10 protein-coding genes, 1 tRNA gene and 1 pseudogene are annotated in these 12,147 nt (G+C 69.1%); 4 read left to right on the forward strand and 8 right to left on the reverse strand.

Annotation, left to right across the window (positions count from 1 at the left end; genetic code table 11):
- Nucleotides 1-160: 160 nt before the first annotated feature.
- The 5 genes from ACX28W_RS06320 to ACX28W_RS06340 form a co-directional block, all read right to left on the reverse strand.
- The gene (locus ACX28W_RS06320) at nt 161-1,651 is read right to left on the reverse strand and encodes a peptidoglycan D,D-transpeptidase FtsI family protein (RefSeq protein WP_458997737.1); all 1,491 of its coding nucleotides are present in this window, start codon (nt 1,649-1,651) and stop codon (nt 161-163) included.
- The gene (locus ACX28W_RS06325) at nt 1,648-3,084 is read right to left on the reverse strand and encodes an FtsW/RodA/SpoVE family cell cycle protein (protein ID WP_458997738.1); all 1,437 of its coding nucleotides are present in this window, start codon (nt 3,082-3,084) and stop codon (nt 1,648-1,650) included. Before ACX28W_RS06325 ends, ACX28W_RS06320 begins: the two co-directional genes overlap by 4 nt.
- Before the next feature lie 26 nt (nt 3,085-3,110).
- On the reverse strand, nt 3,111-4,700 hold the full coding sequence (locus ACX28W_RS06330) for a Stp1/IreP family PP2C-type Ser/Thr phosphatase (protein WP_458997770.1): 1,590 nt from the start codon (nt 4,698-4,700) through the stop codon (nt 3,111-3,113).
- Nucleotides 4,701-4,798: 98 nt separating this feature from the next.
- A complete protein-coding gene (locus tag ACX28W_RS06335; protein WP_458997739.1) occupies nt 4,799-5,323 on the reverse strand; it encodes an FHA domain-containing protein FhaB/FipA in 525 nt (174 codons plus the stop codon).
- A 10-nt stretch (nt 5,324-5,333) separates the two neighbouring features.
- The gene (locus ACX28W_RS06340) at nt 5,334-6,203 is read right to left on the reverse strand and encodes an FhaA domain-containing protein (RefSeq protein ID WP_458997740.1); all 870 of its coding nucleotides are present in this window, start codon (nt 6,201-6,203) and stop codon (nt 5,334-5,336) included.
- Nucleotides 6,204-6,692: 489 nt separating this feature from the next.
- On the opposite strand from ACX28W_RS06340, the gene ACX28W_RS06345 reads away from it, so the two are divergent.
- Nucleotides 6,693-6,775, forward strand: a tRNA-Leu gene (locus ACX28W_RS06345).
- Nucleotides 6,776-6,975: 200 nt separating this feature from the next.
- Here ACX28W_RS06345 and ACX28W_RS06350 read toward each other — a convergent pair.
- The 3 genes from ACX28W_RS06350 to ACX28W_RS06360 form a co-directional block, all read right to left on the reverse strand.
- Nucleotides 6,976-7,347: a YybH family protein gene (locus ACX28W_RS06350; RefSeq protein ID WP_458997741.1), complete on the reverse strand. Its 372-nt coding sequence runs from the start codon at nt 7,345-7,347 to the stop codon at nt 6,976-6,978.
- 30 nt (nt 7,348-7,377) lie between these two features.
- Nucleotides 7,378-8,100: an SDR family NAD(P)-dependent oxidoreductase gene (locus tag ACX28W_RS06355; protein ID WP_458997742.1), complete on the reverse strand. Its 723-nt coding sequence runs from the start codon at nt 8,098-8,100 to the stop codon at nt 7,378-7,380.
- 226 nt (nt 8,101-8,326) lie between these two features.
- On the reverse strand, nt 8,327-9,250 hold the full coding sequence (locus tag ACX28W_RS06360) for a LysR family transcriptional regulator (RefSeq protein WP_458997743.1): 924 nt from the start codon (nt 9,248-9,250) through the stop codon (nt 8,327-8,329).
- Between the two features lie 288 nt (nt 9,251-9,538).
- Between ACX28W_RS06360 and ACX28W_RS06365 the strand changes: the two genes are divergently transcribed.
- The 3 genes and pseudogenes from ACX28W_RS06365 (at nt 9,539) to ACX28W_RS06375 (ending at nt 12,072) form a co-directional block, all read left to right on the forward strand.
- Nucleotides 9,539-9,841, forward strand: coding sequence for a muconolactone Delta-isomerase family protein (locus tag ACX28W_RS06365; protein WP_458997744.1), 303 nt, complete (start codon nt 9,539-9,541; stop codon nt 9,839-9,841).
- Nucleotides 9,842-9,938: 97 nt separating this feature from the next.
- Nucleotides 9,939-11,217, forward strand: a pseudogene (locus tag ACX28W_RS06370) (YbfB/YjiJ family MFS transporter).
- A 249-nt stretch (nt 11,218-11,466) separates the two neighbouring features.
- Nucleotides 11,467-12,072 (forward strand): GOLPH3/VPS74 family protein, encoded by a 606-nt coding sequence (locus ACX28W_RS06375; protein WP_458997745.1) that lies wholly within the window; start codon nt 11,467-11,469, stop codon nt 12,070-12,072.
- Nucleotides 12,073-12,147: the final 75 nt, after the last annotated feature.

A 12,147-nucleotide genomic window follows, 5' to 3' on the forward strand; every position in this document is an offset into this window, starting at 1 on the left:
CAGCCCTCTCCGTCGGTCCCGACCGCACGCATGTGTGGTCCGGCGGTGTGCCGTCCGGGCATACCGTACCCGGATCGGCTTGTGTGACCTGGCCAAGCCCGTCACCCGATACAGGACCGGTATCGCAACGTGCACCGATGTGAAGGGGACGTGACGGGGTTCACTTCTTGCTGTCGATTACTGCCTTCATCACGCTCCTCGCGATGGGGGCGGCGAGGCCACCACCCGAGATGTCGTCCCGGTTGGCGCTCTCGTCCTCCACGACCACGGCGACGGCGACCGGGGAGCTGCCGTCACTGGTCTTGGCGTACGAGATGAACCAGGCGTACGGGTTCTCGCTGTTGTCGACACCGTGCTGGGCGGTACCGGTCTTGCCGCCGACGGTGACGCCGCTCTCGTTGATCTGGGCGTTCTTGCCCGTACCGTCCTTGACGACCGTCTCCATCATCGACTGGAGGATCTGGGCGTTCTCCTCGGAGAGCGGCTGGCTCATCTTCTCGGGCTCGGTCTGCGAGATGACGTCCAGGCTCGGGGCCTGCAGCTTGTCGACCATGTACGGCTTCATCAGCGTGCCGTTGTTGGCGACGGCGGAGGCGACCATGGCCATCTGCAGCGGGGTCGCGGCGGTCTCGAACTGGCCGATCGAGCTGAGCGCGGTCTGCGGCTGGTCCATCGACTTGGGGAAGACGGAGGCGTTGGAGCGCACCGGCGTGAACTGCTCGGAGTTGAAGCCGAACTTCTCGGACTCCGCCAGCATCTTGTCCTTGCCGAGGTCCGCGCCGATCTTGCCGAAGACGGTGTTGCAGGAGTACTGCAGGGCGACCCGCAGGGTGGCGTTCTTGCAGGGGATGTTGCCCTCGTTCTTCAGCTCGGTCGTGGTGTTCGGCAGGATGTACGGCAGCGGCGTGTCGGTCTTCTGGTCCGCTGCGGTGTACAGGCCGTCCTCCAAAGCCGCCGCCGCGGTGACCACCTTGAAGGTGGAGCCCGGCGGGTAGGTCTCGCGCAGTGCCCGGTTGAGCATCGGGTCGTCGGGGTCGTTCTTCTTCTGGAGCTTCGACCAGGCCTTGCCGTCGACCGACGTCGAGTTCCCGGCGAACGTCGACGGGTCGTACGAGGGAGTGGAGGCCAGCGCCAGGATCGCGCCGGTCTCCGGGTCGATCGCGGCGACGGCGCCCTTGCCCTGCTTGAGCAGACCTTCGTACGCGGCCTTCTGCGCGGCGGCGTTGAGGGTGGTGACGACGTTGCCGCCCTGCTTCTTCTTGCCTGTGAGCATGTCCAGGGTGTTGCGGAAGAAGAGCTGGTCGTCGTTGCCCGTGAGGATGCCGTCGTCGATGCTCTCCAGCTGGGTGGCGCCGAAGGCCTGCGAGGCGTACCCGGTGACGGGCGCCCACATCGCGCCGTCCTTGTAGGTGCGCTTGTACTCGAAGTCGTTGAAGCTGTCGCCCGAGGTCTTCTTGGAGCCGGTGATCGGTTCGCCGTCGACGATGATGTCGCCGCGCGGTGTGGCGTACCGCTCGATGGCGACGCGGCGGTTCTTCGGGTCGGACTTCAGGGAGTCCGCCTGGACGTACTGGAGCCAGTTGTCGCGGATCAGCAGGGCGAGGACGAGGAGTCCGCAGAAGAGCGCGATCCGGCGCAGGGGCTTGTTCACGGGCGGACCACCTGGGTCATCTCGGCGTCGGGGTTGGGGGCGGGGGCGGGCGCCGGGCGGCGTGCGGTGTCGCTGATTCTGATCAGGATGCTGATCAATGCCCAGTTGGCGATGACGGAGGAGCCTCCGTAGGCCACGAACGGCATCGTCATACCGGTCAGCGGGATCAGGCCCATGACGCCGCCCGCGACGACGAAGACCTGGAGGGCGAAGCCGCCGGAGAGGCCGACGGCGAGGAGCTTGCCGAACGGGTCGCGGGCGGCGAGCGCCGTGCGGACGCCGCGCTCCACGATCAGCCCGTAGATCACCAGGATCGCCATGATGCCGGCCAGGCCCAGCTCCTCGCCGAAGGTGGCGAGGATGAAGTCGGAGTTGGCGGCGAACTTGATGAGGTCGGAGTTGCCCTGGCCGAGGCCGGTGCCCAGGGTGCCGCCGGAGCCGAAGGCCCACAGGGCCTCCATGGACTGCTCGGAGTGGCCGGCGACGCCCTGCTGGCTGAGGGTGTACTCCTTCATCGGGTCGAGCCAGGCCTGGACGCGCTGCTGGACGTGCGGTTCGAAGGAGGCGACGCTGACCGCGCCGACGGCCGACATCAGCAGACCGAAGACGATCCAGCTGGTCCGCTCGGTGGCGACGTACAGCATGATCACAAACATGCCGAAGAACAGCAGCGAGGTACCGAGGTCGGTCTCGAAGACCAGGATCAGGATGGAGACGAACCAGACGACCAGGATCGGGCCGAGGTCGCGTCCGCGCGGCAGGTAGAGGCCCATGAAGCGGCGGCTGGCGAGAGCGAGCGCGTCGCGCTTCACCATCAGATAGCCGGCGAAGAAGACCGCGAGGACGATCTTCGCGAACTCACCGGGCTGGATGGTGAAACCGGCGACCGAGATCCAGATCTTGGCGCCGAAGACGTTCAGGCCGAGGCCCGGTACGAGCGGCAGCAGCAGCAGGATCAGCGCGCCGACCATGGAGATGTACGTGTAGCGCTGCAGGACGCGGTGGTCCTTCAGGAAGATCAGCACGACGACGAACAGGGCGATACCCATGGCGGTGTAGAGCAGCTGGCGGGGTGCGGCCTCCACGTAGGCGTCCAGCGCCTGGAGCCGCTTGGACCGGTCGAGCCGCCAGATGATGACCAGACCGAGTCCGTTGAGGAGGGTGGCCAGGGGCAGTAGCAGCGGGTCCGCGTACGGCGCGAACTTGCGTACGGCGAGATGTGCGACTCCGGCCAGCAGGCCGAGGCCCAGACCGTAGCTCAGCAGGCCCGCGGGCACTTGGTTCTTGATGGCCAGGCCCACGTTGGCGTACGCGAACACCGGGATGACAACGGCGAACACCAACAGCGCCAACTCGGTGTTGCGGCGGCTCGGTGTGCCGATGGAACCGATGGTCGACGTGTGGTGCGTCGGCGTGTTCGTACTACTGCTCATGGTGTGACAGGGCCCCTCACGGCTTCTTACTGCTTACCGCACAGCGAGACCAGCTTCTGCTCTTCGTCGGAGAGGCTGGGGCCGGGTGTGGGAGTGGGTGCGGGTGCGGTCGTGGAATTGGAGGACGACGGTGCCGAGTTCGAGGGATTCGGCGTCGCCGACGGCGTGACTGTGGCCTTGGACGTCAGAGAGGCGGTTGTGGTTCCCGTGGTCCCACCTGCCTCGCCCTCACCGGTCTTCGCGTTGTTCGTCGTCTCGGCGGCGCGGCGCTGGGCGTCCTTCTCGCATGCGGAGGCCTGCACGGCGAGCTCGCTGATCTTCGACTGGGCGTCCTTGAGGCCGCCCTCCGCGATCGTCGCCTTGACCTGCTTCTGCTGGTACGGCGGCAGGTACTTGAGTTCGATCTCGGGGTGGTCCTTCTCCACCTTCGAGAGCGAGACCCAGGCCAGGTCCTGGCTGATTCCGCGGTACAGCGCGACGTGCTCGCCCTGGGTGCCGACGTAGTACTGCGTCTGCGTCCAGCGGTAGCCGCCGTACAGACCGCCGCCGATGACGCCCAGCGTGAGCGCGGTGTAGAGGGATCTCTTCAGCCACTTGCGTCCGGTGCGCGGCTTGACGAAGTCCTCGTCGGAGTAGTCGCCGAAGCCGCCCGCGGGTACGTAGCCGGTGGTGTCGCCGCCGCTGCCGGGCGGGCCGAACTCGCCGCCACCGCCCTGTCCGGGTACCGGACGGCCGAGGCTGGAGGCGCGCCCCGCGGGCGTCTGCATCGCGCCGTTGTCGTGCAGCTGGTGCTGCTGGTTCTCGGCGACCGCGCCCACCACGACCGGGGTGTCGGAGAGCTGGACGGCGAGGGTGTCCCCGCCGTCGATGTCGAGGACGTCGGCCACGATGACCGTGATGTTGTCGGGGCCGCCGCCGCGCAGCGCGAGCTCGATCAGCAGCTGCACGGTCTCCTGCGGGCCCTGGTAGCTGGCGAGGGTCTCCTCCATCGTCTGATGGGAGACGACGCCGCTGAGGCCGTCGGAGCAGATCAAGTAGCGGTCGCCGGCGCGGACTTCGCGGATGGAGAGGTCCGGTTCGACGTGGTCGCCGCTGCCCAGTGCGCGCATGAGCAGGGAGCGCTGGGGGTGGGTGGTGGCCTCTTCCTCGGTGATGCGTCCCTCGTCGACGAGGCGCTGCACCCAGGTGTGGTCCTGTGTGATCTGCGTCAGTACGCCGTCACGCAGCAGGTACGCGCGGGAGTCGCCGACGTGCACCAGACCGAGCCGCTGACCGGTCCACAGGAGGGCGGTGAGGGTGGTCCCCATGCCTTCCAGCTGGGGGTCCTCCTCGACCATCATCCTGAGCTGGTCGTTGGCGCGCTGCACGGCGGTGCCGAGCGAGGTGAGGATGTCGGAGCCGGGCACGTCGTCGTCGAGCGCGACGATGGTGGAGATCACCTCGGAGGAGGCGACCTCACCGGCGGCCTGGCCGCCCATCCCGTCGGCGATCGCGAGCAGCCGCGGACCGGCGTAGCCGGAGTCCTCGTTGCCCTCGCGGATCATGCCTTTGTGCGATCCGGCGGCGAAGCGCAGTGACAGACTCATGCGCACCTCGCCCGTCGGCTCCGGGTACATCCGCACGGTGCCCACCCTCCGGTCGGGAGCGCGCGGGCGTCCAACGCGTGGACCGCCGCTGCGTGCTCGCTCCGCTCGCGCTCATTCATGACGTAGCACTACTTCCGCAGCTCGATGACGGTCTTGCCGATGCGGATCGGTGCGCCCAGCGGAATCGGCGTGGGAGTCGTCAGTCGGCTCCGGTCGAGATACGTGCCGTTGGTGGAGCCGAGGTCCTCGACGATCCACTGGCCGTCCCGGTCCGGGTAGATCCTGGCATGGCGGCTGGACGCGTAGTCGTCGTCCAGCACGATGGTGCTGTCGTGCGCGCGGCCCAGGGTGATGGTCTGCCCCTGGAGCGCGACCGTGGTTCCCGTGAGGGTGCCCTCGGAGACGACCAGCTTGGTGGGGGCGCCGCGCCGCTGTCGGCCGCCGCTGCTAGGTGCGGCGGCCTGTTGGCGCTGCTGCGGCGGCGCGGCCTGGCGCGCGGCCTGCTGCGGTCTGGCGGCGTCCCGTCGCGAGCCGCGCTGTGTGACGCGCGTTCCGAACAGGTCGCTACGGATGACCTGCACGGCCACGATCACGAACAGCCACAGTACGGCCAGGAAACCCAGCCGCATGACCGTGAGGGTCAGCTCTGACATTGCCCCCGCTTCACCCTTCGGCTTGCCGGTAAATGATGGTGGTGCTGCCCACGACGATCCGCGAGCCGTCGCGGAGCGTAGCGCGGGTGGTGTGCTGCCCGTCCACCACGATGCCGTTGGTGGACCCGAGATCCTGGATCGTCGAGGGCGTTCCGGTCCGGATCTCACAGTGCCGGCGGGATACGCCGGGGTCGTCGATCCGCACGTCGGCTTCGGTGCTGCGACCCAGCACCAGCGTCGGGCGGGAGATCTGATGGCGGGTGCCATTGACCTCGATCCAGTGCCGCATGCGGCCGCCGGCCTGCGGTCCCGCCGCCGCGCCGGGCCGGGAGGCCATGGGCGTGGGGCCGGGGCGCGCGCCGGGCGGCGGTGCGGACGGCATGGGGGGAGCGCCCATCGGACCAGGACCGGCGGGCTGGGCGGTCGGCGGATAGCCGTAGCCGCCGCCACCGGGCCGACCCGGGGGCGGGCCCGCGGGGGCGCGCTCGGGTGCCTGCTGGTCGGTGGAGGAGGCGAGCGTACGGCTCCGCACCCGGTACAGACCGGTGTCGAGGTCGTCCGCCTTCTCCAGGTGCACCTTGATGGGGCCCATGAAGGTGTAGCGCTGCTGCTTCGCGTAGTCGCGCACCATGCCGGCGAGCTCGTCGCCGAGCTGGCCGGAGTAGGGGCTGAGGCGCTCGAAGTCCGGCGTGCTCAGCTCCACGATGAAGTCATTGGGTACGACGGTCCGGTCGCGGTTCCAGATGGTGGCGTTGTTGTCGCACTCCCGCTGGAGTGCTCCGGCGATCTCCACTGGCTGGACCTCGGACTTGAACACCTTGGCGAAGGTGCCGTTGACCAGACCTTCGAGACGCTGCTCGAACTTCTTCAGGACTCCCATGGGGCACCTCCTCCTTCGTAGCCGTCCTGGTACTGCTTACTGATCGTATCCACGCGTCGGGAAATCGGCTGGTTCCCCCTGTCGGCCCGGTCGCCGGGTTGTCGACGCCTTCCTGAGTCCCCTCCCGAAGTTCCCTCCGGGGCTCCTCTTCGAACTCTTCCCGGCACTACTTCCTGCACTGCTTCTGCCAAGGATCGTAGAGGCGGCCCGTCACCAGTGTCCCGCACCCGACCGTGCACCTGGTCCGGCTCCTGGGGAGATGGCCCGGACCGGTACGAGGTTGATACGTGAACCGGTTCTTGTTGATACGTGGACCAGTGCCGATGTGCTCGGAGCAGCGGCGCACGGGAGGTGGCCTGGGCCGGAGCCGGGCGGGAGGGGGCGTGAGCCCGGGGAAAGGGATGTGAATCGGCCCCTGGCACCGTGCTAATCTTCTGCATGTCGAAAGGCGCTCACCCCACTCGGTGGGAGACGGACGACACATTCAATGCGCGAGTGGCGGAATGGCAGACGCGCTGGATTCAGGTTCCAGTGCCCGCAAGGGCGTGGGGGTTCAACTCCCCCCTCGCGCACAGCGAAGAACCGATGAACGGGTCTTCACCAAGGACGAAAGTCCTGGTGAGGGCCCGTTTCTCGTTGCGGTGACGGGCGGCGGCCCGGCGGTGACGTGGCAGGGCCCCGGCGGTGAGGTATCTCACGCTCGGGGCCCTGCTCTTTGTGCAGCTGATTGTTCTTCGGGTGGGCTGGGGTGGCCGCGTCGACCGGGCAGGTCCTAGTCGAGCCGGGAGACCTGGTAGTGGCTGATGTACCAGCCCTGCTCGATGCGCTTCACCAGTACGCCGAGGTTGACCCTGAGGGCAGGCCGGTCGGTGAACGAGAAGTCGACGTTCAGGTATCCGAATACGAGGTCGTCGGCGGGGCGTCTGGTTTCGAGAATCTGGTACGCGGCCGTCATCCCGATGGGCTGGGAGTCGTAGTAGGCGGCGATGCCCGGCCTTCCGACGCTGTAGGGGCGCAGTCCCTGGAAGATCGCGTCCTCGGTGAACTGGGAGGCGACCTGCTGTGGTTCGTGCCTGTCGACTGCGGCCTTCCACTGGTCGAGGACGCCGCGCAGGATCGCTTCTTCGTCTGTTGTGCCGTTCATCGGATTGCTGTGTCCCCTTCGTCCGTCGGGTCAGTGGCCGGCGCTCATGCCGCCGTCGACGTGGAGGATCTCCCCGGTGACGAACGGGGCGTTCTCCAGGTAGATCACGGCGTCGATGATGTCGCTCTGCTCGCCCATACGGCCGACGGGGTGCAGGGCGGCGAGGGCCGCGTGGGTCTCCTCGGGGTGCATGGGGGTCTTGATGGTGCCGGGGGCGACGGCGTTGGCGCGGATGCCGCGGGTGGCGTACTCGATGGCGAGGGACTTGGTGGCGGACTGCAGGCCGCCCTTGGTCAGCGAGGTCAGCACGGAGGGGACGTTGGCGTCGGCGTTGTCGACCAGGCTGGTGGTGATGTTGACGATGTGGCCGCCGCCCTGGGCGAGCATGCGTTCGACGGCCAGCTGGGTGATGCGGAAGAAGCCGGTGACGTTCACGCCGGTCAAAGTGGCGTAGTCGTCCTGCGTGTAGTCGGTGAAGGCCTTGGCGACGAAGACGCCTGCGTTGTTGACCAGGGTGTCGATACGGCCGAATCGCTCGACGCCGGCGGCGATGACGCGTTCGGCGGTGGCGGGGTCGGCGATGTCGCCCTGGACGGTCAGGATGCCCGCGTCGCTCGCGGGGGCGATGGTGCGTGAGGTGGCGACTACGGCGTAGCCGAGCTTGCGGTAGGCGTCGACGAGGCCGGCGCCGATGCCCTGCGAGGCGCCGGTGATGACGGCGACCTTCTGGTCCGACTGGTTCTGAGAGCTCATGATGACCTTCTTCGGGATCGGGATCGGGATCGGGATGGGGGCGGGGGCGGGTGCTTCGTGGACCGGACTACCAGCGATCGAGCTACTAGATGACCGGTCGACTATTTGGAAGGTAGGCGGCTCGGCAGGAAGAGTCAAAGGTCAACAGGGCCCTGGCCAGGACCGGCTTCCTCCCTGCTGGTAGGCGTGGCCTTCCAGCCCATGTCAGCCGGAGGTAGGGCCCGTCCTAGTGCCGGTGCGGGTCGCCGTCGGGCAGCCAGGCACCCGGGGCGTTGATACCGAGGTCGCCCACGCCGTCGCAGAGGGCATCGATGACGCCGAGGACCGCGGGGCGGTCCTCGCCCTCGCGCCAGACCAAGGACCAGGTCCAGTAGATCTCCGGTGCGGCGACCGGGCGTCGGACGAGATCGGGCGGCAGCGGTGTGGTCTGGCCCTTGGGGGAGTTGACGACCGGGCGGCTGCTGCGGCGGACGTGGTCGAAGAAGGCCGGCCCGGTGATGCCACCGTCGGAGATGTGTGTCGCGCGGGCCCCGCTGTCGCGGGCCAGTAGTTCGGCGTAGTCGTTCCAGGACGACCAGGAGGTGGTGTCGTCGTCGAGGAGGACGACGGTGTCCCGGGCGGGCACGACGCTCGTGTCGTCGCCGGTGGCCACCGCGTAGAGCCGGTCGGCGCCGATGAGCCGGGCGTGCAGGCCACGGTGTTTCAGGTCCTCGGTCCGCACCCAGCACACCGCGAGGTCCAGGCTGCCGTCGGCGACCCGGGCGGCTTGAGTGTGCGAGGGGGCGATCCACGCGTCGAGGTGGAGTCGGGCGACCGCGGCGGTACGGGCGGTCAGGTCCGGCGGGAGCCAGTTGACGTAGCCGAGCCGTACCGGTTCCGAACCGGACAGTTGAACGGCGCGTCGCTGGAGGTCGTCGGCCCGTTCCAGCAGGGCGCGGGTGTGCGGGAGCAGGGCCGAACCGGCCGGGGTGAGGGACACCGAGCGGCGGTCGCGATCGAACAGTCGCACGCCCAAGTCGCGTTCGAGCGCCTTGATTTGCTGCGACAGGGAGGGGCCCGCGATCAGCAGGCGCTCGGCGGCCCGGCCGAAGTTCAGTTCCTCGGCGACCGCGACGAAGTACCGCAGTTGGCGCAGCTCCACGCTCGTCATGCTACGGGCGTGCGAGGCCACGGCTCCCAGCAGGGAGGAGGCCGGTCGTGGCGTCACCCCTGGTGGCAGGCGGACGATGAGGGCATGGAAACCCGACGGCAGGTGAGTCGGCGGTCTTCGTCGACGCCCGGCGGACGGGTTGAGCGCGCCGACTCCCGGTACGTCGGCCGCCGTACGACCTGACCTCGGCGGTCGGCCCCTGAAAACACAGGCCACCACTGAAACACAGGCCACCACCACTTGGGCGTTCCGGTCCTCGCCGGACGCCCCACCGAGCGGAGCAGGACCATGCGCGAGTTCCTGGTCGAGATCACCACCACTGTCCCTGAGGGAACCAGTCAGGACGAGGTCGACCTGCGGCGCGCCGCCGAAGCCGTCCGCGCCCGGGAACTGGCCGGCACCGGCAACCTGGCGCGGCTGTGGCGCCCGGTCGGCGAGCTGCGCAGCATCGGCGTCTGGCGGGCCGCGGACGAGGACGAGCTCCATGAGAAGGTGCTCGGCACCCTCCCGCTGCGCCCGTGGATGACTCTCACCGTCACCGCGCTCGAGTCCCACCCCAACGACCCGGGCCGGACCGACGCCACGCCGTGACGGCAGGCCCCGTCCGCACTCACCGCCGCAACCGTGGCGGTGAGCCGTGTCCGCCCCGGAAACCCGCACGACCGCACGACCGCACAAGGATTTCGACATGAGCGTAGGCCCCCTGTGCGCTTCCTCGCCCCGAGGAGTCGGCGCGCCCCGCTCGCCCTGGGGGCACGTCGCCCAAGCCCGCCGCGGCACTCGCCGCGGGCATGGGGGTCGGCCGGTTCGTCTACACCCCGATCCTCCCCCTGATGCACAGCCAGGCGGGACTGTCCGCGGGTGCCGGCGCGAACCTGGCCACCGCCAACTACATCGGCTACCTCGGCGGCGCGCTCGCCGGCATCCTGGCCCCCGCGCTGGTCCGCTCAGCCGCCCTCCTGCGCATCTCCCTCATCGTGCTGACCGGCAGTCTGGCCGCCATGCCCGCCACCCACACCACGGCCGTGTGGATCGCGCTGCGGCTGCCGGCCGGGGTGGCGAGCGCTCTGATCTTCGTCATCGCCGTCAGCTCCCTCCTCAGCCACCTGCGGGAGCACCCGGCTCACCTTCCCGGCTGGGCTTTCGGCGGAGTCGGTGCAGGCATCGCGCTGTCCGGACTGCTCGTCCTCGTTCTGCGCTCCGTGGCCGACTGGCGGGCTGCCTGGTGGGCCACGGCCGCACTCGCTGCGGTCCTCGCCGCCGCCTCGTGGAACCTCCGCCCCGAAGCATCACCCTCGGCGTCCGCGGCGTCCGCGGGATCCGGCAGGGCGGCGGCCGACAGGACGCGTACGCATCGCTGGTTCACCGCGCTGTTCGCCTCCTACACCCTGGAAGGCATCGGCTACATCGTCGCGGGCACCTTCCTGGTGGCGGCGATCGAGCAGAGTTCTCCCGGCCGGCTCGGCAGCGGGGCCTGGGTGCTGGTCGGACTGGCGGCTGTGCCGTCCTCGGCGCTGTGGGCCTGGCTCGGGCGCCGTTGGTCCCGCCCCGATCTGCTGATCGCCGCGCTCGTCATCCAAGCGGTCGGCATCGGTCTGCCCGCCCTGATCGGTGGAGCGGCGGCTGCCTTGGTCTCCGCGGTGCTGTTCGGCGCGACCTTCATCGGCGTCAGCACCCTCGCCCTTGCCGCAGGGGCCCACCTGCAGTTCCCCCGCTCCGTCGCGCTCCTGACCGCCGGGTACTCCGTCGGCCAGATCCTCGGCCCCTTGCTTGTCGCGCCACTGCTTCACCACGGCTACCACCAGGCCTTGATCCTGGCCGCCGTCGTGGTCCTCGCGGCCGCCGCGGCCGCCGCCGTGCTGCGCATCGGCTTCCCGCACCACATGGTGGTAGTGCGACATGCCGCCCTGGTACGACAATCTGAACCGGCACAAACCGCTCCGGGCCAGGGCGGACGAGGTGCCTGATGGAGATGGGGTCCTGAGGAGGTGGGGTGCCTGAGGATGTCGCAGCCGCCAACCGTCGCGGCTCCGGTCGCCGGACTCCGTCCGCGGTGCTCGGCCGGCCGTGCCGCCCGCCGGCCTCGGCCTCCGGTGCCAGGCCGGACCCTGCGTCTACGCGACGTATCGCCACCGATGACTCTGATCGTGACATATCACCACCGGTGAATCCGACCGGGACATCTCGCCACCGATGAATCTGACGCGGAGCCCGCCATGACCACATCACAGGACCTGTTGATCACCGCCCTGGACGTCGCGTCGAGCCGTCCCGTCGAGAACGGCGACCTGTCGCTGGCCCTCGCGGGAGCCGAACTGGTCGACCTCATCGACGCCCAGGCTCTCGTCCTGGACGACGACCACATCGTGCCCGGCCCGCAGTGGGCCACGGGTGATCGCCTGTTGGACGAGGCGTCGTCGTCGCTCACCCGGCAGGCGCCGTACGAGACCGTCGAGGAGTGGTTGTGGCGCCGAGGCCGTGGTCTGGCCGCGGCCTATCTCGCCGTTCTGGAAGCGGAAGGTCAGGTCACCCGGCGACGCAACCGCTGGATTCCCCTCCGGAGCGGCCGAACGGCATTGGCGGATTCATCGGCCCGTCGCCAGGCAGCCGACCGCTGGACGTCGGGCGAGCCCGTCCTCGCCGGCCTCGCGGCCGCAGTGGGTATCCACCACGAGCCGGCCGAAGAGGCTGCGGGTCTCCCCGGCGACGCGGTCGTGACCGTACTGGCTGCCGTCAACAACGCGGTGACGGAACTGGAAGCCGTACGGCAGCGGCGACACATCGAAGAGGCGGCCTTCGACAACATCTGGCGAGGCGAGTGACGAGAACCCGGGACGAAGCCACGGGACGAAAGCCCGGGACGAAGACACGGGCGGATCGTCAGCCGTGTCCCCGAT

The sequence above is a fragment of the Streptomyces sp. SD15 genome (genome assembly GCF_054462255.1).